The organism is Thiocapsa sp. C2-2m, from assembly GCF_041903745.1.
In the GTDB taxonomy this organism is placed as follows: domain Bacteria; phylum Pseudomonadota; class Gammaproteobacteria; order Chromatiales; family Chromatiaceae; genus Thiocapsa; species Thiocapsa roseilacustris.
Window position 1 is genome coordinate 1 of sequence record NZ_JBBWVD010000056.1, and the last position, 22,258, is coordinate 22,258.

Annotated in this window: 19 protein-coding genes; 16 read left to right on the forward strand and 3 right to left on the reverse strand. The window is 59.5% G+C overall.

Annotated elements, in window-relative coordinates; all coding sequences use genetic code 11:
• Positions 1 to 966: 966 nt before the first annotated feature.
• From AADX97_RS26525 to AADX97_RS26600, 16 genes are all read left to right on the forward strand, one after another.
• Complete coding sequence (locus AADX97_RS26525; protein WP_374237086.1) at positions 967 to 1,902, forward strand: Rpn family recombination-promoting nuclease/putative transposase; 936 nt, start codon at positions 967 to 969, stop codon at positions 1,900 to 1,902.
• 601 nt (positions 1,903 to 2,503) lie between these two features.
• Positions 2,504 to 2,923 (forward strand): pilin, encoded by a 420-nt coding sequence (locus AADX97_RS26530; protein ID WP_374237084.1) that lies wholly within the window; start codon positions 2,504 to 2,506, stop codon positions 2,921 to 2,923.
• 184 nt (positions 2,924 to 3,107) lie between these two features.
• On the forward strand, positions 3,108 to 5,111 hold the full coding sequence (locus AADX97_RS26535; protein ID WP_374237083.1) for a hypothetical protein: 2,004 nt from the start codon (positions 3,108 to 3,110) through the stop codon (positions 5,109 to 5,111).
• 363 nt (positions 5,112 to 5,474) lie between these two features.
• Positions 5,475 to 6,425 (forward strand): glycosyltransferase family 2 protein, encoded by a 951-nt coding sequence (locus AADX97_RS26540; RefSeq protein WP_374237082.1) that lies wholly within the window; start codon positions 5,475 to 5,477, stop codon positions 6,423 to 6,425.
• 75 nt (positions 6,426 to 6,500) lie between these two features.
• Entirely contained in the window at positions 6,501 to 7,769 is a 1,269-nt protein-coding gene (locus AADX97_RS26545; protein ID WP_374237081.1) for a glycosyltransferase, read from the forward strand.
• Between the two features lie 606 nt (positions 7,770 to 8,375).
• Positions 8,376 to 9,122 (forward strand): class I SAM-dependent methyltransferase, encoded by a 747-nt coding sequence (locus AADX97_RS26550; protein WP_374237080.1) that lies wholly within the window; start codon positions 8,376 to 8,378, stop codon positions 9,120 to 9,122.
• 102 nt (positions 9,123 to 9,224) lie between these two features.
• Positions 9,225 to 10,670 (forward strand): lipopolysaccharide biosynthesis protein, encoded by a 1,446-nt coding sequence (locus AADX97_RS26555; RefSeq protein ID WP_374237078.1) that lies wholly within the window; start codon positions 9,225 to 9,227, stop codon positions 10,668 to 10,670.
• A gap of 181 nt (positions 10,671 to 10,851) precedes the next feature.
• A complete protein-coding gene (locus AADX97_RS26560; RefSeq protein WP_374237076.1) occupies positions 10,852 to 11,778 on the forward strand; it encodes a class I SAM-dependent methyltransferase in 927 nt (308 codons plus the stop codon).
• Positions 11,775 to 12,383: a class I SAM-dependent methyltransferase gene (locus AADX97_RS26565; protein ID WP_374237075.1), complete on the forward strand. Its 609-nt coding sequence runs from the start codon at positions 11,775 to 11,777 to the stop codon at positions 12,381 to 12,383. The genes AADX97_RS26560 and AADX97_RS26565 overlap by 4 nt, the downstream gene beginning before the upstream one ends.
• Entirely contained in the window at positions 12,380 to 13,375 is a 996-nt protein-coding gene (locus tag AADX97_RS26570) for a glycosyltransferase family 2 protein (RefSeq protein WP_374237074.1), read from the forward strand. The genes AADX97_RS26565 and AADX97_RS26570 overlap by 4 nt, the downstream gene beginning before the upstream one ends.
• Complete coding sequence (locus AADX97_RS26575) at positions 13,372 to 13,794, forward strand: hypothetical protein (protein ID WP_374237073.1); 423 nt, start codon at positions 13,372 to 13,374, stop codon at positions 13,792 to 13,794. Before AADX97_RS26570 ends, AADX97_RS26575 begins: the two co-directional genes overlap by 4 nt.
• A 10-nt stretch (positions 13,795 to 13,804) precedes the next feature.
• Positions 13,805 to 14,662 carry a methyltransferase domain-containing protein gene (locus AADX97_RS26580; protein WP_374237072.1) on the forward strand — a complete coding sequence of 286 codons (858 nt, stop codon included), beginning with the start codon at positions 13,805 to 13,807 and terminating at the stop codon, positions 14,660 to 14,662.
• On the forward strand, positions 14,659 to 15,777 hold the full coding sequence (locus AADX97_RS26585; RefSeq protein WP_374237071.1) for a DegT/DnrJ/EryC1/StrS family aminotransferase: 1,119 nt from the start codon (positions 14,659 to 14,661) through the stop codon (positions 15,775 to 15,777). The genes AADX97_RS26580 and AADX97_RS26585 overlap by 4 nt, the downstream gene beginning before the upstream one ends.
• Entirely contained in the window at positions 15,770 to 16,564 is a 795-nt protein-coding gene (locus tag AADX97_RS26590) for a class I SAM-dependent methyltransferase (protein WP_374237070.1), read from the forward strand. Before AADX97_RS26585 ends, AADX97_RS26590 begins: the two co-directional genes overlap by 8 nt.
• Positions 16,565 to 16,608: 44 nt before the next feature.
• Positions 16,609 to 17,694 (forward strand): hypothetical protein, encoded by a 1,086-nt coding sequence (locus tag AADX97_RS26595; protein ID WP_374237069.1) that lies wholly within the window; start codon positions 16,609 to 16,611, stop codon positions 17,692 to 17,694.
• On the forward strand, positions 17,691 to 18,764 hold the full coding sequence (locus AADX97_RS26600) for a glycosyltransferase family 4 protein (RefSeq protein ID WP_374237068.1): 1,074 nt from the start codon (positions 17,691 to 17,693) through the stop codon (positions 18,762 to 18,764). Before AADX97_RS26595 ends, AADX97_RS26600 begins: the two co-directional genes overlap by 4 nt.
• 99 nt (positions 18,765 to 18,863) lie before the next feature.
• Here AADX97_RS26600 and AADX97_RS26605 read toward each other — a convergent pair whose 3' ends face one another.
• The 3 genes from AADX97_RS26605 to AADX97_RS26615 all read right to left on the reverse strand — a co-directional run bounded on the left by AADX97_RS26605 (position 18,864) and on the right by AADX97_RS26615 (position 21,853).
• Complete coding sequence (locus AADX97_RS26605; protein ID WP_374237067.1) at positions 18,864 to 20,903, reverse strand: acyltransferase family protein; 2,040 nt, start codon at positions 20,901 to 20,903, stop codon at positions 18,864 to 18,866.
• 375 nt (positions 20,904 to 21,278) lie between these two features.
• Positions 21,279 to 21,521 (reverse strand): type II toxin-antitoxin system HicA family toxin, encoded by a 243-nt coding sequence (locus AADX97_RS26610; protein ID WP_213459470.1) that lies wholly within the window; start codon positions 21,519 to 21,521, stop codon positions 21,279 to 21,281.
• Positions 21,518 to 21,853 (reverse strand): hypothetical protein, encoded by a 336-nt coding sequence (locus AADX97_RS26615; protein WP_374237066.1) that lies wholly within the window; start codon positions 21,851 to 21,853, stop codon positions 21,518 to 21,520. Before AADX97_RS26615 ends, AADX97_RS26610 begins: the two co-directional genes overlap by 4 nt.
• Positions 21,854 to 22,258 lie beyond the last annotated feature (405 nt).

Genomic DNA, 22,258 nt, shown 5'->3' on the forward strand with positions numbered 1-22,258 from the left:
GGGACTCTCCACAAGCGTGTGCTTGGCGGCTCACGCTGCGGAGTGTCCCCGATGGACTCCCGGAAATGTCAAACTGCTACTGTCACCCCGGCAAAGCCGGGGGATTACCCGTTTTATTTAGACTCCGCAGTATACACCGAACGGTATTCATGCCGTCGGTGATCTCCCCATTCAGCACCCAAAGAGGCCGCGCTCGCCGAGGTCGCGCTCCTGAACCAATCGCGCTGCGGGATGACGCTGAGAGCAGGTCGGACTGAAGTCCGACCCACAGGGGGCCGACCTTAAGTTGAGCGTTATTTGAACCTGAACCTGGCCCCTTTTCCCGCCAGGAAGCGCAACACCGCCGGCGCTGGGTTGTGCCTCGCAAGCTCGGCACAACCTACGCACTGCTCGTCTTCCCGGATCCGGCGCCGCGTCTTCCCGGATCCGGCGCCGCGCATCCTCTATGCCCAGGCCGATCTCGACCGCCGTCGGTTGCGCTGACGGGTCTTGATCGTTATCGCGGCCGGTGGCGCGCGAACGGCCTTGATCATCCTGTCGTCCAGGCCTCTTGGATTCCCCGACCGGACGCGAGACTCCGGCCCGGGTACGCCGACTTTAGTCGGCACCTCGGGTACGCCGACTTTAGTCGGCACCTCGGGGAGAGTTGGGGGCGGCGGACTTCAGCTCGCCACGCGGGCGTGCTCGGGCGACTGAAGTCACCCGTCCCGGGGGGCCGGATGAATCCGGCGTACCCGGGCGGTCGCGGTCGGAGTGATGAACAAGGCCCGCCGACGATAGGAAGCGCAACCCCGCCGCCGGTGCGTCGTGCCTCGCAAGCTCGGCACAACCGACCTACAACTCACGGCTCCGAGCCCGTTGCCGGCTCACAGCGTAGCCCGACCCGCAGCACCCCAGCAACGGCGCACGGCACGACGGCCCTCGTCACGCATTGCCGACGCTCCCTCGCCGCTATACGCTCTTTGCATGTACCGCCCCATCGACCCCAAGATCGACTGCGTCTTCAAAACCCTGTTCGGGTCCGACGACCGGCGCGATCTGCTCATCCACCTCCTCAACGCCTTGCTCGCGGAGGATCTCGAAGCACCCGTCGCCGAGGTCGATATCCTCAACCCCTACAACGAGCGCGAGACCCTCGACGACAAGCTCACCATCGTCGACGTCAAAGCCCGCGACACGGCCCGCCGGATGTTTCAGGTGGAGATCCAGCTCCTGGTCTTCCCCCAATATCTGGCCCCAAGCATCCTCTATGCCTGGGCCGATCTCTACAGCCAGCAACTGCACAGCGGCCAGGATTACGACGCGCTCCGGCCGACCTATGCGATCTGGATCCTCGATCAAACCCTCTTTGTCGAGCGACCGGAGTATGCTCATCGGTATTCTCTGCGCGACGACCAGGGGCGCCGGCTCGTCGACCACGGGGTCATCCGGCTCTTCGAGTTGACCAAATTCCAGGTCGCGCAGGTCGAAACAGAGGCCGAACGTTGGCTAAACTTCCTCAAGGACGGTGAACACCTCAATCCCGAGCATCTCCCCGAGTGGATGCAGCATCCCATCATGAGGCAGGCCATGAGCATCTTGAGCCGCTTTTCCGAAAAAGAGCGCGACTATCATCGCTATCAGTCCCGGCAGGAGGCGCTGCGCGTGCAACGCACGATTCAGCGCGTGCTGGACGAGGCACGCGCAGCCACGGAAGCCGCGCGCGCGAACGAGCAAGCCGCGCGCGCAGCCACGGAAGCCGAGCGCCAAGCCAAGGAAGCCGAGCGCCAAGCCAAGGAAGCCGAGCGCCAAGCCAAGGAAGCCGCACGCGCCGGGGAGCAGGCCGCGCGCGAGGGCGAGCAGGCCGCGCTCGCCGAGGTCGCACGCCTCAAGGCGCTCCTGCAGCAGCAGACCGACCGCTGAGGCCCTGTCGGCACCCGGGCGCGCGGTATGTGGGTCGGGCTTCAGCCCGACAATCCCGCCGAGAGCAGCAGCACAGCAGAGTCAGACTCAAGTTCGACCCACAGCGCGATCCGCAACCCGTCCGTCTTCATCCGATCGCCCGCCCCGCCCGAGCGACAAGAATCGGCCCCCGACCCTGCCCCATTTCGTCACTTTCTGACACGCAGCGTCTAAATCGAGGGGCGTGTCGCCTTGTCGGGCGGGTGCCCCGGACCGCGCTCGGCCGATCACGCCCAAGCCTCCTCCCGCCGACAACCGCCCGTCGATTGACTCGGCCTTGAGCGCCAAATGCCGGATCACCCTGCGGTCACAAGGATTTCAACGCCTTGGGGAAAGGCTGCGGTTCAGGAAAGCGTGATGCCCGTCACGACGTTCGATCTGTGTTTACTTTAGCCCCGTGCGCGGCGTCTCAGCGCGCCATTCCCGCCGTCACCGAAGCCCGGCGACTGGCCCGAATGATGCTGTATCAAGGTCGGGACACCCAGGGATGCGACGCAAGAACACTGGCAGTACCCAACCGCCGGGATCGCCCGGATCATCACATCGACACGAGAGTACAGACATGAAAAAGATTCAACAAGGTTTCACATTGATCGAGCTGATGATCGTTGTGGCGATCATTGGTATTTTGGCGGCGATTGCGTTGCCGGCGTATCAGGACTATACGATTCGCGCCAAAATGTCAGAGTGTATTGGCGTTGCTGGAGCGTGCAAAACCGCCGTTACGGAGTTCTATACATCAATGGCGCGCATGCCGGGTACTGCCGGTAGTGCAGGATGTGCAGAGAGCACAACAGCTTTTTGTGGCGCTGCTAGCGTTAACGCAGGCACGGTGACGGTTGCAACAGATGCTGACATTGGAATTGCATCATGCAATATCGTTCTCGTTCCCACCGTTGACGCAGGAAATCTAGCGATCACTTCTTGGTCGGGGACGACTAGCACTTGTGACGATAAATATATGCCGGCATCGTTCCGGTAGACGAAGCTTTATTTTTTGAGCAGGGATGTCTGGCATGCTGCTCGTCAAAGCACATGCCACACGCCCTGCAATTAACCTTGTATAGCGTATCGAACGGGGTTTCCGTAATCCTTCGCCCAGATCAAGTTTCGGAAGCAAAACCACATGCAAAGCAGAATTTATTGAAAATATACGGGGAAAGAAATTGAATGACCATAATTTCAGGATCGCTATCAATAGTCTTGTAAAAAACCCCACCACCAGGGGTTTTTCTTTTATAGTCTTAATGATTTCACTCGCTCTTGGCTGCGCTGCGCTCTATTTCATCTATCGTATCGGCTTTCCTGCTCCTTGGACATTTGACGATAAATTCAGTTTAAGTGGCCTGGCAGAGGTTTCCGATTTTCAATCTGCGCTTTCTTACGTCATCGGCAACAACACCGGACCGACCGGGCGTCCTGTTGCGATGCTCAGCTTTCTCATCAATGTTGACGATTGGAACCTGAATCCGGCTGGTTTCCGCCAAATCAATACGCTGATCCATCTCGTCAACGTCGCTTTGGTTGCATCTATTGCTTGGCTGATTGCAAGACAGGTTCCGGCGTTAGCGGCGCGAGCAGCCGGTTTTGCGCTGGTGCTGGCGCTGTTGTGGGGAGCGCATCCTTTCCTGGCGTCTTCCGTGCTTTCAGCCGTCCAGCGGATGACTTTGCTATCGGGCTTTTTTGTCTTGCTTGGCCTTCTCGGTTATCTGCTCGGGCGCCGCTGGGCTGAGTCCAACCCGCGTGCAGGGATTTTAACCATGCTCGGGGCAGTCGCCGTCTGCACCCTGCTGGCGGGTTTCTCCAAGGAAAACGGCTTTCTACTGCCATCATTCATTGGCCTGATCGAAGTTCTGATCCTGGCGCGTTGGCGTCCCCTGACACGTCTTGACTGGCAATGGGTCGGTCATCTGCTGCTCTGGACGCCTATCGTCGCCTTCGCGCTCTATGTGTTCTGGCATTGGCCGGGTATCTCCGGAACGCAGGATTATCGTCGTGACTTCACCTGGGATCAGCGTCTTTGGTCACAGGCATTGATCCTTCTCGACTATGTCCGTCAGACCTTCATCCCTGACATCCGTGTCCTCGGCCCCTTCCAGGATGATCCCGACAAGCTAACCGGTCTGACTCTTTGGTCTGGCTTGGCGGCTCTATTTTGGATCGCTGCTTTGGCTGCTGCCATCTGGAAACGCAAGAGTCAGCCACTGCTGCTGTTCGGCTTGAGTTGGTTCCTCATCGGTCATCTAGTGGAATCGAGCTTCATCCAGCTCGAACTCTATTTCGAGCACCGCAACTACATCCCTATCCTGGGATTACTGGCGCTTCCGGTCGCGGCTGCCTGGCAGTCCGCTAAGCGTTGGCCTCGTGGTGTGCTGACGCTTTGTTATCTGCCCGCACTGCTCATTCTTCTGACATTGACAGTTCGCGGATGGGGCGATCCAGCAATGGGCACCGAACGCTGGTATAACGCGCACCCAGAATCCTTGCGTGCGCTGATCTACAAGGCGCAATGGGTGCGCTATAGCCAAGGCGCTGACGCTGCCGCAGACTTGACACTGGCCGCTGCTGATCACGATAGCCGTAATCTTGAAAAATTGGCACTTGCGCTGACCATGCAATGCGAAATTCGTCGATCACGCTTTGGCTCGGCCTTGTTAGCCCACACCCGACGCACACTCGAAACAGAGCCGGCAGTTCGTCCTTCAGTGAAGTTTCTCTCTGATCTGGAATATGTAATGGACAAACGCCTGAAAGGGCAATGTCAGTGGCCGTCCCTTTCCGAATTAAAACAAATATATCAATTTATGCTGAATCAGACTCGATTGCCCGATGCCGATAGAACGGCGAAAGCTCGCCTTTTGCTCAATCTCGGATTGATCGACATGGCTGAAGGGCAAACTGAAAATGGCATCAAGCTATTGTTAGAGGGATTTAGAAACCATCGCACCTATTTCAGCTACGGCCTCATCATTGAGACTTTGCTAAAGTTAGACCGCAAAACGGATGCCCAGAAGTTGACCGAAGAATTTATCGACTATCAGCCATCCAACATTATCAATAAAGCCGATCACCGTCGTCGAGTTATGGCCGCTTACGATGACGCAAATTCCCGCGTCTTAGAGGTAAGGGAGGCATCGAGGGAGGCATCGGGGTCAGGTCTTGATTTTTGACTTTCTTGAAGAAGTTAAAGGACAGGTTTGTTTATCAGCCACCTCGTCAGGACCAACCTCCTCGCGAGGCCGTCCGCGTCTGCGATTCTCCATCCGGCGGCTGTGCTGAGGATGGCCTACTCTCTCTGATCGGCGTAACGCTGTCATCCGATCAGCTACCCACGTTGCAAAGCCGCTGAATCAGCCTCCATTGCCCCTCATGGATCGCGCCTCGCACGAGTTCCCATGAATGCGCCGCTCGCACACGAGTCGTGGAACCCAGGGCTTCGTTCCACGTATCGATATCGAGCCAGCCAAGTGTTTCGTCTGCGCCTTGAACCCCGCTCCGGCCTTATCCTGTGACACTGACCGCGCCCTTCGCCTATGCTGCACCAGGACAACACAGAGTCCCGAACGCAAGACATCGGCGAGGCGATCTTGAGCAACTCTCTCCCTCCGGAATCCGCGGAAGCGGGCACGGCAAACCTCTCCGTGATCCTGCCGGCCAAGAACGAGGCCGGATCTCTCGCGGGCCTGCTGACTCGACTGCGCGCGACGCTCCCTCACGCCGAGCTGATCCTGCTCGACGACGGCTCGACCGACCGAACGGCCGAGGTCGCCCTCGCCCACGGCGCCCACGTCATCTCTCACCCCTACAGCATCGGCAACGGCGCGGCCGTCAAGTCCGGGGCGCGCGCCGCGACCGGCGAGATCCTGATCTTCATGGACGCCGACGGCCAGCACGACCCGGCCGACATCCCGCGCCTGCTCGCCAAGCTCGACGAGGGCTACGACATGGTCGTCGGCGCGCGTGGCGTCGGCTCCCAAGCCGACTTCGGCCGATCGCTTGCCAACAGCTTCTACAATTGGTTCGCGACCCTGATCACCGGCCACAAGATCCTCGACCTGACATCCGGGTTCCGCGTTGTCCGAACAGAGCGGTTCAAGCGCTTTCTGTATCTGCTGCCGAACGGATTCTCCTACCCCACCACCATCACGATGGCGTTCTTCCGGTCCGGTTATCCGGTTGGCTATGTCCCGATCCATGCTGCCCAACGCCAAGGCACCAGTCACCTGCGCCCGTTTCGTGACGGCGTGCGCTTCCTGCTGATCATGTTCAAGGTCGCGACGCTCTACTCACCGCTGAAGCTCTTCTTCCCGGTCAGCGCGGCCTTTTTCGCGACCGGTCTCGGCTACTATCTCTACACCTTTCTGACCCTGGGCCGCTTCACCAACATGAGCGCGTTGCTGTTCACCGCCGCGATCGTCGTCTTCATGATGGGCCTGATCTCGGAACAGATCACGGCGTTAAACTATCGCGAGGGGGACCGATGAGCGCGGATCCCCCGACGTCCGATACCCATGTCCGACAACGCGAAGGCCGTCCAACGACATGAATGACTGTCCACGATGCCAAGTCCTAAACCGCGTCTGCTGGTTCTGACCTCGACCTTCCCGCGCTGGCGGAATGATGTGGAGCCGCCGTTCGTCTTCGAGCTGAGTCGGCGCCTGACCGACACCTTCGACATTACCCTACTGACGCCGCGCGCACCCGGCAGCCTGGAGCACGAGACTCTGGACGGGCTGCGCATCATCCGCTTCCCTTACTTCATCCGGAGCCGGGAGAACCTCGCCAGCCATGGTGGCGGCATCCTCAACCGGCTGCGAGCCAACCCGCTCAACTATCTGCTGGTGCCGCCCTTCCTGATCGGCCAGTTGTGGGCGTTGATCCGCGTGCTGCGCCATGACGACTGGGATCTGATTCACGCCCACTGGCTGATTCCCCAGGGTTTGATGGCATTGCTGGCGCGCAGGATGGCCAGGCGTCCGGTGCCGCTGGTCTGTACGTCGCATGGCGGCGATTTGTTCGCCCTACGCGGCACAGCGTTTCGCGCGCTGAAGCGCGCCGTGCTGCGGGCGAGTCATCGGATCAGCGTGGTCAGCCGGGCGATGCGCGATGAGGTGCTCGCACTCGGCATCGCTCCCGACAAGGTCGCGGTGATCCCCATGGGCGTCGACCTGCGCGAGTGCTTCACCCCCGACCCGCGCATCCCCCGCGAACAGAAGCAGTTGCTGTTCGTCGGACGTCTGGTCGAAAAGAAGGGTGTGGGTTTACTACTGAGGGCGCTCCCGCGGATCTTGCACGCGTTCCCCGACACACGACTCACCATTGCCGGTGGCGGCCCGCTGGAGACCGAGCTGCGGGAGCTTGCCGCTTCACTGCGAATCGGCGATCACGTCGACTTTAAGGGAATGGTGTCGCAAGCCGACCTGCCCGCCCTCTACCGCCGCGCAACCCTCTTTGTCGCCCCATTCCTGGTTGCAGACAGCGGCGATCAAGAGGGTTTCGGCCTGGTTCTGGTGGAAGCCATGGGCTGCGGTTGCCCGGTGCTCTGCGGGGACGTGCCCGCAGTTCGGGATATTGTTCTTCATGACAATACCGGAGTTTTGGTCAACCCCCGAAACACCCTGGATCTGACCGACGCTATCGAGGGATTGTTCGCCGATCCGAGCCGACGCGATCGCTACGCCGCAAACGCCCGCCAGCACTGCGCGGAGGCGTTCGATTGGGGGACAATCGCTGCGCGGTATGGCGTGTTATTGTCCGAAGTGCTCAACAAAGATCCCGCAAAAACGTGGTTTAGAAACAACACCGATCGATCGAACCCATGCGCCTGAACGCCGACCAAGTCGAGACCATCCACGAGGCCGAATTCGGCCGGGGAACCCGCGTGTCCCTGTTTAGCTCCCGCATCGACGATGAGAAGGGCGGGGGGAAGCGACATCGACCTCTTGATCACACCCGCAGCGCGCGATGATACCCGGTGCCGAAAGATCCGTTTTCTCGTCCTGCTGTAACGCGCGATCGGCGAACGACGGATCGATGTGCTGATCGCCGAACCTGACGATCCGCGCGATATCGTCAACACCGCCCGCGAGACGGGGGTTCGCGTATGAGACTGGGAACCGAGCGCCTGGCACTGCAGAATGTTGTAAAGTCTGAATACCTTCGAGCAGTCCATGAGCCACTACCGCTTAAACCAACGATTCACAAGACAACTCTGCGGCAGATCCATAACATGCTCAGAGCGAGTATGTTGCACGGATCGAGACCGTTCGCAACAGCAGATTGGCGACACTGATGACCCAATTGGGCTACTTTAGCGCCACCGACACCGGCATCCCTCCTGATCATCCACTTGTCTCGGAACCTGTCGGGACGCCAGCCTGCACTTGCAGATCTCGGATGTCGGGTGTATCCGATTCGCGCGTGAGACCAAGCTCATGAACAGGCCCTCGATCCAACGCTACAGCCATGCATCCTGCGATCAGCCCCAGCGCCTACTCAAAGCCGAGAAGATCATCCGCATCCTGAAAATGTTGCGTCCCCTGGCAGGCCAACGCGTTTTGGAGATCGGTACCGGCTCCGGCGTCATCGCCGCAGCCCTCGCAGAACAGGTTGGGCGAGATGGTGCAGTCATATCCGTCGACATTGTTGACCAGCGCATTGTCCACGCCGGCTACCAATTTCTGAAGATCGACAATGCTCACCTACCCCTATCGACAGCGTCCTTCGATCTCGTCGTTTCCAATCAGGTCATCGAACACGTCGGAGACCACACCGAACAACTGACCCATCTGCGGGAGATTCATCGCGTGCTAAGTCCTAACGGCATCGGTTACCTCGCTGCTCCCAACCGCTGGGCCATCCTGGAGCCGCACTACCGGCTTCCCTTCCTGAGTTGGCTACCGCAACTCCTGGCCGACGCCTACGTGAGAGCCGCCAGAAGAGGATCCGTATACGATTGTTACCCGCCCGGCCCACTGAAACTCCGCCGCATGCTGCGAGCAGCCGGCCTCAGGTGGGCGACGATGGCCGGTCAGGCAGTCAAGATCATGGCATCGCTTGACGATGGGCCGTGGCCGAACCGGGTCGCGGCGCGCATGCCGACTGTCGTAATTGATTCGCTGTCCGGCATACTGCCAACGACGATCTTAGTTCTCAGGAAGGCGCAACCAAGCGCATCATGAACGAAGTGTCGCCGGCGAGATCGTGGTTTTGCCAACAGCACCACATGACGGATGAGCGATGCAAACAACGACGTGGCTAAAGTGAGACACGGATTCTCCGTCATGGCTATCTTCCGACACCAACTTTTCCAAGCGTTCAAATGGTCTGCGGCGGGTGAGTTCGCGTCGCGCCTCATCCAGCCACTGGTGTTCCTGATCCTGGCCCGCCTGCTCACACCAGAGGATTTCGGTGTCATGGCCGCGGCGACGATGGTCATCAGCTTCTCGCAGGTCTTCTGGGAGGCTGGCATGGGCAAGGCGCTCATCCAGCGCCAGCGGGACATCCCCGAGGCGGCAAATGTGGCATTTTGGGTCAATGTCGCGTTGGGTATCGGGGTTGCTAGCCTGATCTTTCTCGTCGCCCAGCCCTTGGCTCAGCATGTCTTCAACGACGCGCGGGTCACGCTCGTGCTGCAGGTCATGGTGGTGCATATCCTGCTGGGGGCCGTGGTCGCGACACACACCGCTCTCCTGCAGAAAGAGTTCCGGTTCAAGCAACTGTTTTGGGTGCGACTGCTGACCGTCGCATTGCCCGCGCTCGCATCCATACCGATGGCGCTTTATGGCTGGTCTTACTGGGCGCTGGTGGTCGGTGCGCTGGTCGGACAGGCGGGTCAGGCGCTCGTTCTGTGGCGCGTGAACGAGTGGCGCCCGGCCTGGGGGTTCGACCGCAGGGTAGCTCGGGAGATGGCCGGATTCGGACTCTGGGTTGGCTTATCGGGATTGCTCGGCTGGTTCTACCTCTGGGCCGACGCGCTCATCGTCGGAATGTATCTCGGCGCACACGAACTGGGCCTGTACCGAACGGGGAATCAGTTCGTCATGATGTTGTTCGGGGTCATCTTCGCACCGTTGCTGCCCGTGCTGTACAGTCATCTCTCCGAGATTCAGGCGGACCGCGAGCGACTGCGGATGACCTATGAACGGGTCGTCAAGGTGAGCATCCTCGTGGCAATGCCGATCGCGTTCATCTTGTTCGCGGCATCCCGCCCAATCGGCAAGCTCATCTTCGGTGAAGCTTGGTCAGGGATAGGGCTAGTGATTGGGGTGATGGCATTGACGCATGGGACATCATGGATCATTGGCTCGAATGGCGAGGTCTATCGCGCGATCGGCAAGCCAGCCTACGAGACCATCGTCATGGCGGTATCCTTGCCGATCTATCTGATAGCCTATCTCTTTAGCATTCATCGTGGCTTCGACGCGTTCGTATGGACCCGGTTCGGACTCGCCGTGGCTGCGACCATGTTACATTTAGAGTTGGCCCGCCAGCTTGTCGGTCTCGCCATCGCACCCGTGTTTCGGTTTCTGATCATGATGGCAATCGCCTCATCCATCGCGCTTCCCATCGGTCTTGTCGTGCCTCACCATGTGGATGGAGTCCTGATGCAGTCACTCGTGATTGTCTCCATGAGCATGTCGGCTATAGCATTTCTGCTCTACATCCTCGGGGTGGGCCGAATAGTCCGGCCACTCCTCGCCAACGGCACCCGCTGGACTTCCGTATGATCCCGCGAATCCGCAAGAACCTAAGGTACTGGCACCCGCAGGCAATTTCGATCAGAGATCCGGGGGCCATGTTCGCCGCATCGTTTCGCATGTTTAGCCCGATCTATTGGCATCCAGGACTCGAAGACGACTCGCCAACCCCGACCTACGATCAGGGTCTGGTGTGCCAGGACGGACACTCATGAGCGACGGTACCAACGCTGGATTCATGATGGAGCATATCAGCTGTGATTTTTGTGGCAGTGATCGCTACCGGGTCAGATACCGGAAACCGGATACCTGGCTATGGCGTGACCTGTTCGAGTACCCAGTCGTCGAATGCCTTGAGTGTGGGTTGGTCTATGTCAACCCGAGGCCGCCTTTTAATCAAATGGGAAGATTCTATCCACCGGGTTATCACGACGCTCGCAATACCGACATCCACCGTCAGCGCTACCAGGGGCAAGCGGAATATATACCCCAGCTGGATCGTGAACGCGTGTTGGATATTGGCTGTGCTCGGGGGGATTGGCTGAGCTCTCTGAAAGCAAGGTATCCCGGTATCGAGGCTCATGGCGTTGATGCATTCAGTGAATCCGTGGCGCATGAGGATATTGTGTTTCACAAGGGAGCCCTGCCCGAGTGCACTTTGCCAGATGCCTACTTCGATCTCGTCACCGCCTGGGCAGTGCTTGAGCATGTCCATACGCCATCTGCCTATTTTGCCGAAGTGTCGCGGATCATCAAGCCCGGGGGGCGCTTTGTCTTTCTCGTGCCCAACGCCGAGAGCCTGTATGGTCGAATGGCCTTTATGGAAGACGTGCCGCGGCACCTGTATCACTTTTCGCCGAGGACGATTCATGCCTATGCGTCCCGATTCGGTTTTCGGGTCGAAATAATCGTCTTCGATGATCGTTTGTGGGATGGGCGTGGTTGGGGTACTTTCCGCCACCTGTTTCGGCGGTTGGCGCGGATCGATTGGCGGGGGTTGCAGGAACTGCGGTACGGCTTGTTCGGAAAAGCGTCGCTACGGCTAGGCTCGCTGCTGGATCTCCTGGTCTTTTCCGCTCACTGGGAGGCCCAGCTGGGACGTTCTGGGATCATGATCGTCGCGCTGAACAAGACATGACGATATTCGACCGTGCAGGGCGGACATTGCAGGCGCTCCCGCTGGTCTGCCGCTACCCGCGAGGCTTCCGCATACCGTCGCATTTGACGCTTGCGGAGCGCGCGGTCCTGTATCGCCTGGCGGAGGGCGTTCCGCATCGGCCCGTTCTTGAGATCGGTTCGTATCTCGGCGCTTCGGCTTATTTCCTCGCGGCAGCGCGTGATCGGGCCGAATACGGGGGTCGGGTGATTTGCATCGATACCTGGCAGAACGATGCGATGACCGAGGGTGCACGGGATACCTTCGCGCAGTTTCTCGCCAACACACGGGCGTTCACGGGACGGATCACGCCGTTACGGGGTTTCAGTCACGAGGTGGTCAAGGCGGCGCGCGCACTAGCGCCCGAAGGCATCGGGATGCTGTTCATCGACGGCGATCACTCGTGGGAGAGTGTGAGGCGTGATTGGGATTGTTATCGGCATTTGCTTGGACCGGGCGCTGTAGTCGCATTACACGACATTGGATGGGCGGAAGGCGTGCAGCGAGTCGTGCGCGAGGAGGTCGAACCGCTGGTTGACGAGTCCGGTGCGCTCCCGAATCTGTGGTGGGGTACGATGGCCCGATGATCTCAGTCATCATCCCGACCCGGAATCGTGCGGCCTTGCTTTCCCTGGCGTTACGTTCTTTGGAGGTGCAGATACTCCCGCGCGAGCGGTTCGAGGTCGTGGTGGTTGATAACGGCTCGACGGATGGCACGGCCGATGTGATCACCGCTCACGCCATTGATCTGCCCAATCTACGCGCCGTTTTCGAGCCGGAGCCCGGCCTTCATGCTGGGCGACATCGTGGGCTGCGCGAGGCGCGTGGCGATGTCCTCGTCTTCATTGACGACGACGTTGAGGCGACGCCGACCTGGCTGACGGCGATTGCCGAGTGTTTTGCCGATACGCAGGTCGTCATGGTCGGGGGGAACAATCTTCCAAAATTCGAGCGGACTCCGCCGGACTGGCTCGCCCGGCTATGGGCGAGGCCCGTATACGACGGTAAGGCGATCCCCTGGCTAAGCATCCTGCGGATGCCGGACGGAATTCGTCAGATCGATCCATGCTACGTCTGGGGTTGCAACTTTGCGATCCGGCGCACTGCGCTCGTTGCCGCGCACGGGTTTCATCCCGATGCCATGCCACGCGAGATGATTCGTTTTCGTGGCGACGGCGAGACGCATGTCTCGCGTTACGTCGCGGCCTCCGGATTGACGTGTTTGTTCCATTCCGGCGCCACCGTCTTCCACTTCGTCGATGCGTCGCGGATGACAATCGCCTATTTTCGCCAACGCGCCTTCGATCAGGGGATTTCGGATTCTTTTTCCGATCTGCGACAGGGACATGGAAGGGTTTTGCTTGGGCTGAAATCGATTTTCGTATACGCGACGCGCCGGTTGCGCGCCGCACTGGAAATCGATCGTGAGCTGCGGCAATTGCGTGGCCGCATGGCGGCCGGTTACCGTGAGGGCTATCTCTTCCACCAGCGCGCGTATCGACTGGATCCACACGTGCGCGAGTGGGTGTCGAGGCCGGACTTTATGGGTGATGAGGTGTTAGAGGGAGATAGACCATGATTGAACGTATCGAGTACAAAGAGCAGCTTTTTGCCATCATCGTCCCGGCGAGCTATCGCGACAACGGCATCCATTTTTTCACCCCCGACGATTTCTCTCAGCAGCTTGCCTACATGCGCCGCCCGACCGGCCATCTGATCGAGCCGCACAGCCACAATCCGGTACCACGCGAGGTTGTGTATACGCAGGAAGTCCTGTTCATCCGTTCCGGCCGCCTGCGTGTTGATTTCTACGACGATGAGCGGAACTGGATCGAAAGCCGCGAACTCGGTCCTGGCGATGTGATCCTGCTCGCGGCGGGCGGACATGGATTCGAGGTGCTGGACGAGGCCGAGATCATCGAGGTCAAGCAAGGGCCTTACGCGGGCGATCGCGACAAGACGCGCTTCCAGGGCAAGGTGCCGGGAAGCGGGGGATGAGGCGCGCATTGTGAATCTATTCGCCACCATCAGGCGCCGGGGACTGTTCGGAACACTCACCTATTCGGCCAGTTGGGTGCGGCGTCATTCCGGCTGGGATGTCCGGCGCGCGCGCAATGCCCCGCGCTATCACAATCCGACGACCGAGGAATTGGCGGCGGTCGAGGACGCGTTGCAGGCGTTTGGCGTAACAGTCGAGGATTATCGGGTCGATCCCGAATCCTTCGCGCGCTTCAAGGCAGAGAAGCCCTTCCCGGAAGATTATCACGGCGGCCAAACAGGCGGGGTCTGGGACGAAAAGCTGCTTGAGCATTTCATCGCCGCGCGCCTGTTGGGGCTTGATGACTACGGGACCGATGACATGTATGTCGATGTGGCGGCCTGTCATTCGCCCTGGGCACGCTATCTGCGAGAGGTGCGAGGGTTGAACGCTTGGGCCATCGATCTCGCGGTCGGGCAGAAATTTCGCAATCTTCCTTACTACCGTTCCGAGAATGCGACTACCACGACATTCGCGGACGCATCGGTTCGCGGCGCCTCGTTGCACTGTGCCTTCGAGATGTTCGCTGGCGATGATGATATCGAGTTCATGCGGGAGGCAGCGCGGATACTGGCGCCTGGGGGTAAGGTTGTGGTCGTGCCGCTCTACCTCCATACGCACTATTGCTCTTATTCGACCTCGGAGTATGTGCGAATGGATACTTGGGGCGTTCCGTCGTCGCGCAAGTACGATGCCCAGGCGCTCGTTCGACGGGTGCTTGATCCGGCTATCGAGGCGGGATTGAGTTATCGCCTACGTGCGCTTCGCAACAAGGAAGAGTTGGGCATGAATGTCTACTGTCATTTCATCCTGGAACTCTCACGATGATCCGTGTCCCGGTCAACGAGCCGCTGCTTGACGGCAACGAAAAAAAATACTTGCAGGAGTGTGTCGACAGCGGCTGGATCTCATCAGAAGGCCCTTTTGTCGACCGCCTCGAGCGCGAGCTGTCGCAGCGAGTGGGCAGGTCACACGGCGTCGCGGTGTGCAATGGAACGGCAGCGTTGGATGCGGCGGTGGCTGCGCTCGGTATCGGGCCCGGCGACGAGGTCATCCTGCCAACCTTCACCATCATTTCCTGCATCGGCCAAATCGTCCGCGCGGGTGCCAAAGCTGTACTGGTGGATAGCGATCCGGTGACTTGGAATATGGATGTCACCCAGGTCGAGGCAAAGATCACGTCGCGCACCAAGGCGATCATGGCCGTCCACATCTATGGTCTTCCGGTCGACATGGACCCACTGTTGGAACTCGCCTGCCGTCACGGTCTGAAAATCATTGAGGACGCGGCGGAGATGCAAGGCCAGTCCTATAAGGGCCGGCCCTGCGGCAGCTTCGGCGACCTCAGCACCTTCAGCTTCTATCCGAACAAGCATATTACGACCGGCGAGGGCGGCATGATTGTGACCGACAATGCGCTCCTGGCCGAGCGTTGCCGCTCACTGCGCAACCTCTGCTTCAAGCCGGAAAAGCGGTTCGTCCATGACGAGTTGGGTTGGAACTTCCGAATGAGTAATGTGCAGGCGGCCTTGGGTGTCGCCCAACTCGAACGCCTCGACGAGTTCGTGGAACGCAAGCGGGGCATTGGGACGCGATACACCGAATTGTTGTCCGCTGTCCAGGGGCTGCAACTGCCGTTGGCTACAACTGACTATGCCGAGAACATCTATTGGGTCTATGGACTGCTGTTGGACGACACGGTTGACTTCGACGCAGAGGAGGCGATGCGCAGGTTGGCAGCACGCGGGATCGGCACGCGCCCATTCTTCTGGCCAATGCACGAACAACCAGTGTTGCGTAACAAGGGCTGGTTCGCTGGCGAGCGGTATCCCGTCGCCGAGCGTATGGCACGGCGTGGCTTCTATATCCCGAGTGGCCTGGCCCTCGATGAGGCACGACAAGAGCGGGTTGTCGAGGCACTAAAAGAGGTGCTGCATGGCTGAGACCGAGGCTTCCGTTTTCGACGCCTATGCCGCGTATTACGACCTGCTCTACCGGGACAAGGACTATGCGGGCGAGGCAGCCTATGTGCACGGCCTGATCCGGCGCTACGCACCCGGAGCACGAGACATCCTCGAACTGGGTTGTGGTACGGGCCGGCACGCAGAGGCGTTCGCGCAACTGGGATTCCGTGTCACCGGCGTGGATCGCAGCGGCGAGATGGTCGCCAGGGCACGGGAGCGTGCGGCTGGGCGTCACGACCTCCTATTGATGGAAGGAGATTTGCGCGATTTTCGTTCAGACAGGAAATTCGAAGTCGTGCTCGCGCTGTTCCATGTGATGAGCTACCAGACCGAGAACGCCGATCTCTCGGCGGCCTTCGCCACGGCGGCTGAGCACCTTGCTCGCGGCGGTATCTTCATCTTCGATTGCTGGTACGGCCCCGGCGTGTTGACCGATCCACCGACGACACGGGTGCGGCGTCTTCACGGCAATGGCATCGACATGACCCGCATCGCCGAGCCCGTGAGTCACCACGACCGGAATCGGGTTGACGTGCATTACGAGGTCATCGTCGAAGGCGCTTCCCGGATGGAGCGAATCCGCGAGGTCCATTCGATGCGTTATCTGTTTACCCCCGAAGTGGATCTGCTGCTCGATGCCGCTGGGCTGCGTAGGCTCGCGGCAGAGCAGTGGCTCGATGGGTCGGTGCTTGGCGCGGAGAGTTGGAACGCCTGTTATGTGGCTGGATTGAAAGCAAACGAGTCTAATGAGGAAGCGCTAATATAAAAAGCCAAGGTCATCCCTGGCCATGTTGAGTTCGTCGAAAGCAAATGAGCAAGCGTATCCTTATTTTATTTCCGCACGAATGGGTGGCTTACTCGCCAACCATTTTGAACCTCGTTGATTTGCTTTCATTGCGGAACAGTGTCGGGGTCATCGCTTTCGACAATGAGAAGTACGGCAGCGAATCTCTCGACCCTGGCGTATATAAGCTGATCCGCCTGCCTGTATGGATGCGTGCAATTTTAACCGTGACCGGGACCTATAATGCCTTTAAAGCATTGTTGCTGTTGAAGGCCATGCGATCGGTTGAAGCCGACGTCGTTATCGGTGTCGATTCAATCGGTTTTTATGTTGCGCAGAAGCGATTCGGGAGTGCCCACCTGCTTTCGCTCGAAATCGCCCGCGACTGGTTTCAACGAAACGTGCTTGTTTCTGCCATACAGTCCATCGCAATCCAGGGTTACGAACGGCTCGATTATCTTTTCCCGAATGGCGCGCCCGCCGAGGTATTCTATCTTCCTAACTCTCCAATCTTGGCAGAAACCATTTCACCAAGAGTAGGCGCGCGAAATGGCCGCATCATTTTTCTCGGAAATGTGATTCCAAGTCATGGTATTTTTTTGTGTATCGACGCGATTAGGAAGCTGCCGGACATCAGCTTGACAATCAAGGGTGCAATGCGGCCGTCCATGCGGAGAGGGCTTGAGAAGCATTATCGAGAATTATTTGAGGAAAGGCGACTATTTATTGATGAAACGTACACTCCACAGAACGAGATAGTTCGATACATCGAAGGATTCGAGATCGGTTTCTGCTTTTATGACTTTCGATTTATCGCCGCTGGAGATGTCAACTACGTTACCTCCCCATCTGGAAAAATGTACAATTATTTCGCTGCGGGAGTGCCAGTGATCGGCAGTGATATATCAGGCCTTAAGGACATCAGGAGTTTCGGCGCTGGTATTCTGTTGAATGATGTTTCAGTCGCCGCTATCGCGCACGCAATTCGCGAATTGCGTGGTAATTATGCGGCCTATCGCGAGGGTTGTCTGAGGGCTGCCGCATCTCTCGATTTCGCGCGCTGTTCGATTCGTTATCTTCGCTTTCTGCTCGATGAAGGTGAAGGGCAGTGACGTTGTTGTTTCTCAGCAAGCGCCGACCGCAAGGAAGAGACCTCTTCACCAATCCGTATGGTCGCTTTTTTCACCTCCCAAAATTACTGGTGGAATACGGTCACGAGGTGCATCTGCTGCTTCTAAGTTACCGGCGCGACCCGGCCGAATCCCGTCAGGTCGATGGGCTGCACATGCATACGGTCTCAGCACAACCTTGGATGTTGTGGCCATATCTCAAGGAGGCCCATGTACTGTGCGCCGACATCGAGCCGGATTGGGTGGTTGGGTTCTCCGATACCTGGTACGGCATCCTCGCCATGCATTTGGGATCCTCCCACGGTTGCCGTGCGCTGATCGACGCCTACGATAACTACGAGAGCTACATCCCTTGGGCAAAAATGTTGCATTGGGCCTGGCGGCGCGCGTTGGCTCGGGCGGACGCAGTGACCGCAGCCGGCCCAAGTCTAGCAGAGTGGATGCAGGCGACATCGAGGCGGGCGTCGGTCGGTGTGGTGCCCATGGCAGCGGATCCCCTCTTTGTCCCTATGCCGCAGCTGGATTGCCGGAGGCGATTGGGGCTCCCGGAGAGAGGTGTCCTGGTCGGGTATTCGGGGTCGTTACACCCCAGTCGGGGGATAGGGCAGTTGTTCGAGATTTATGCAGCGCTTCGGCGTGAGATACCGGAGCTTGGTATTGTGCTTTCCGGCCGGTTGGCCAGGGGCGTGCAACTCCCGGAAGGCGTGCACTGGCTCGGGTATCGCCCGGATAAAGACGTCCCCTTCATCGTCAACAGCGTCGATCTCTTGTTTGTCTTGAATAAGCGGTCGGCATTCGGCAATCACAGCTACCCGGCCAAGCTCTATGAGGCGATGGCATGTGGAGTTCCTGTGGTGGCGTCGGATGTGCCGGGGAGTGCCTGGGTTCTGCGGGACCATCCGGAGATGCTCGCGACGGTGGGCGATGTGGAGGATTTTGTGACCAAGGCAATCCCACTGCTGCATCGGGGGCGCGTAGCTTATGCGGGTGTTCAGGGCTGGGATGCATCGGCCGCGATTCTCGCCCGGATCTTGGGCATTGGGGTCAGCTAAATGTTGATTGACTAAGCCCATGTATTTGATTAATAATTAGATACGCTAAGACTCACCCAAAGTTGTAATCAAACCTGAATACCCTGCCTTTCGACAGTCTCATTGTGATACTTCCTCCAGAGACCGTCCTATCCTAACGACAGCATCCAGCTTTTCTTGGATCATCGGAATCCTCGCAAGCACGAAACGATCCGTCAGATGCTGACTGTCACGAAAGACCAGCAAACCATCCGTCGTGACGGCGCTGCAGATCCCGTCTGGGCAGACGAGATCGTTCAAGTCCAGAAAATGGACATTACTGAATTTTTCCGCACTCTGCGCGAGATCGCGCGTAACCCGCACAACATGCTCTTGGCGCTCCGTCGCCCCGCAGGCAGCGCGGCCGATCTGTCCATCCGACGACAGGTGTCGCGCCACACAGCCGGGGCCGTCGAAGGGCAGGCTCGGTGTTCCGGGGATGAGGATGACGGTGTCGGCAGCCTTGCTCAGCCGAGAGAACACGCGGGCGCTGCCTTCAACCCACTGAGCTTCCGTGAAATCGTAGGTGGCTGCGCTGCCCGTGATCACCACATCCGGTCGGATGCGCTCGATCTCTGCCAGGACCGCGTCGCGCCACTCGCTGCAGACAGTGTAGACCTGTCCGATCCTCGGGTAGAAATAGTCTTCATCGACCATCGCACAGGCGGATTTCGTCAAGACAACGATGCGCCAAGTGGGCTCCGGAAACAGGGCCGGAACCATCGAAAACCACTGCGCCAGAATGCTATCGCCGAGGAGGACGACGGTTCGGGGTGCATCTTCCGGCCCGAACAGACACGGTTCGACACGGGCGTGGTGGTACCAAGCATCGCAGGGCATCCGGTAGATCACAGGGAGATCGGCCTGCCATGCGGCGACGTTTGATCCCGGCGTATCTTCGCTCTTCGGTGCAAGTCCGCGCCAGAGATGGAAGAGCACGGCGATGAGGACGGCCATGATCAAGAGGCTCACGAGCAGAATCCTTCGCGGTTCCGCGTGACTGAAGCGGCCTTTCCAGAAGGGGTACTCGACCAAGCGGTAGCTGAGGATCGCGGCCATGAGGGACAGCAGCACCAGACCCAGAGTCGGGATGGGCTGACCTTCGAAGCCGAGGGAGAAGCCGAGCATCAGCACCGGCCAATGCCACAGATACCAGGAGTAGGAGCGATCGCCCAACCAGACGAGCGCGGGATGGGCGAGCGGCCCGGCCTGCCCTCCGGCCAGACCGTGTCCGGCTGCGATGACGAGGGCGGTTCCCAAGGAGGGGATGAGCGCCCAAAACCCCGGATAACCGAGCTGCGGATGCAGAAACAGGGCGCTCCCCGCAATCATGGCCAGTCCGCAGCCGAGCGCCGGCCAGGCGATGATTCCGGAGGACAGGAGTGACCGGATGCGAGGATGGTCCTCGACGCGTGGCGCGTTGAATGGTGATGTCTCGGACAGGGACAGGAAGACGACTGCGCCGAGCGCGAACTGCCAAATGCGCGACGGCATCAGGTAGAAGGCGAAGCCGGGTGTCGTGGATGTCCATATCAGTGCGAGGGCGAGGCTGGCGACGAGGAGCAATCCCAGGCCCCACCACCAGACGCTGTGTCGACGCACGGAACCCTCAGCGCCGCGGGCGATCAGGAAGAGCCCGAGCAGGATCGGAGGCCAGATGAGGTAGAACTGCTCCTCGACGCCGAGAGACCAGGTGTGCAGGAAGAGATCTCGCGCGGCGAGTTCGTTGAAATAATCCACGCCGAGGAAGGCGAAGTAGAGGTTGCTAGTCCATGCCGCGGCGAAGGGTGCGGAAGCCAGTTGCACGCGAGCTTCAAGATCCGACAGGAGCCAGAGCGTTGCGGCCGTGCCGACGACAAGCATCGCCGCGAGGGCGGGCAGAAGGCGTTTCAGCCGCCTGGCGTAGAAGCGCAGAAAGCGGATGCGGCCGGTTTGGCGCAGCTCGCGGATCAGGAGTCCGCTGATCAAGTAGCCGGAGAGGACAAAGAAGACATCGACGCCGATGAAGCCGCCTTGTGCGAACGGCACGTTCGCATGCGCGAGGACAACGAGGAGGATGGCGATGGCACGCAACCCTTGCAGGTCAGGGCGGAAATCCGGTCGATCCGAGGTCGTGGACATGGGCGTACGCTCCGTGCGAGTCGGGGGCATGGTACACCGATAGGAGATCGTTTTCGGGGGAAACGGATGGAATCCGGGCGTCCCCGGGGTTGATGTGGTTAGCCGTCGGGACAGTGGAAGAGGACGACTGCAAGTCGTCTCTCCCGGGGTATCGTCGCTTCGCGACGTTGGACCGCGCCGGATCCTTCTTCCAAAAGGCATCGGGGTCTTGCCTCGTGGCTTTGAACACACGTCGAAAGCGAGGATTGAGCCGGCGATGCAAGGATGTCGGAGCTTCCCATAGGGAAAATCCCCCGCTTGAAGACTAACGGTAGAAGTGGAGGCCCATCAGACGGCTGGATTCAGTGCGACCTCGCCAACGGCATTCGTTATCGCTTATCGCTCGCGCGCGGAATAAAACGACTTCTTGGAGACACCCGCTTGACGCGCCATCGACGCGATGAGGGTTGGAGAGAAAGGCGCCTTGGGACAGTCCACCGTGACCTTGTAGCGTCGGCCGTCTTCATCCTTGACCCACTGCTCGTGTGAGCCGCTCCCGCCCTTGCGGGGCTCGAAACCGAGTGTACGCAGGATCCGCTTGACCTCGGTGCAGGTCAGCGGCGGGAAGTGTCCGCTCATTGAGCGAGCGACAGGGGGAGGCGTCCGTTGAACGGGCGGTGGGTGTCGTCGTGTCGGCGGATATGGCGCCAGAAGCCGAACCACCAGAAGCGCAGCCAGTACCGCAGCGGCGCGCGTCGACTCAGCAATGCGTCGGCGTAGGCTTGGTCTTCGCCGTCCCATGCCTCGCGGACATAGTCATCGATCATGGCATCCAGCTTGCCTTTGACCTCCTCGAAGGTCTCGCCTTGGGCGGCCAAGTCGAAGTCCAGACAGATGGCGACCCACAGGCGCGGCGCCTCACGCTCGGCGTAGCAGCGGACCTTCAGCTCGGTGGGACGGATGGTCGTCATTGGCGGGCTACGGGATGGTTCGAAACGGTCTGTTATTCATCGTTACCCCGAGGATGCCCGCTGTCAACAGGGGCTTCGGGGCTCGGGACTTCGGGGGCAGGTCTTTCCTTTTGACAGTCCAGATCGTCCGGCAGAAATCCGGTCGATCCGAAGACGTGGACATGGGCATGCACTCCGTGCGAGTCGGGGCAAGGTACACCGATGCGGGATCGTCTCCGGGGAGCCGGTTGGATTTCAGCGCCGGCGTCGACGTCTTCTCGCTCCGCGCTCCGGGGACGATCGCGGGCCTTGTTCATTATCCCGGCCACCGCCTTCAGGCCGCGACCGGCATCAGATAGGGTAGCTTGGGCGGGCGTGGCCGGTGGCGTCGCGGTCGCGGCGGCAGAGGCACGCGAAGGAGGAGCT

Bases quoted from the DNA above. Each gene is read 5' to 3' on its own strand.
- AADX97_RS26525 (WP_374237086.1), top strand. From the start codon at position 967: ATGTACCGCCCCATCGACCCCAAGATCGACTGCGTCTTCAAAACCCTG.
- AADX97_RS26530 (WP_374237084.1), top strand. From the start codon at position 2,504: ATGAAAAAGATTCAACAAGGTTTCACATTGATCGAGCTGATGATCGTT.
- AADX97_RS26540 (WP_374237082.1), top strand. From the start codon at position 5,475: ATGCTGCACCAGGACAACACAGAGTCCCGAACGCAAGACATCGGCGAG.
- AADX97_RS26545 (WP_374237081.1), top strand. From the start codon at position 6,501: ATGCCAAGTCCTAAACCGCGTCTGCTGGTTCTGACCTCGACCTTCCCG.
- AADX97_RS26550 (WP_374237080.1), top strand. From the start codon at position 8,376: ATGAACAGGCCCTCGATCCAACGCTACAGCCATGCATCCTGCGATCAG.
- AADX97_RS26555 (WP_374237078.1), top strand. From the start codon at position 9,225: ATGGCTATCTTCCGACACCAACTTTTCCAAGCGTTCAAATGGTCTGCG.
- AADX97_RS26560 (WP_374237076.1), top strand. From the start codon at position 10,852: ATGAGCGACGGTACCAACGCTGGATTCATGATGGAGCATATCAGCTGT.
- AADX97_RS26565 (WP_374237075.1), top strand. From the start codon at position 11,775: ATGACGATATTCGACCGTGCAGGGCGGACATTGCAGGCGCTCCCGCTG.
- AADX97_RS26570 (WP_374237074.1), top strand. From the start codon at position 12,380: ATGATCTCAGTCATCATCCCGACCCGGAATCGTGCGGCCTTGCTTTCC.
- AADX97_RS26575 (WP_374237073.1), top strand. From the start codon at position 13,372: ATGATTGAACGTATCGAGTACAAAGAGCAGCTTTTTGCCATCATCGTC.
- AADX97_RS26585 (WP_374237071.1), top strand. From the start codon at position 14,659: ATGATCCGTGTCCCGGTCAACGAGCCGCTGCTTGACGGCAACGAAAAA.
- AADX97_RS26590 (WP_374237070.1), top strand. From the start codon at position 15,770: ATGGCTGAGACCGAGGCTTCCGTTTTCGACGCCTATGCCGCGTATTAC.
- AADX97_RS26595 (WP_374237069.1), top strand. From the start codon at position 16,609: ATGAGCAAGCGTATCCTTATTTTATTTCCGCACGAATGGGTGGCTTAC.
- AADX97_RS26605 (WP_374237067.1), bottom strand. From the start codon at position 20,903: ATGTCCACGACCTCGGATCGACCGGATTTCCGCCCTGACCTGCAAGGG.
- AADX97_RS26610 (WP_213459470.1), bottom strand. From the start codon at position 21,521: ATGAGCGGACACTTCCCGCCGCTGACCTGCACCGAGGTCAAGCGGATC.
- AADX97_RS26615 (WP_374237066.1), bottom strand. From the start codon at position 21,853: ATGACGACCATCCGTCCCACCGAGCTGAAGGTCCGCTGCTACGCCGAG.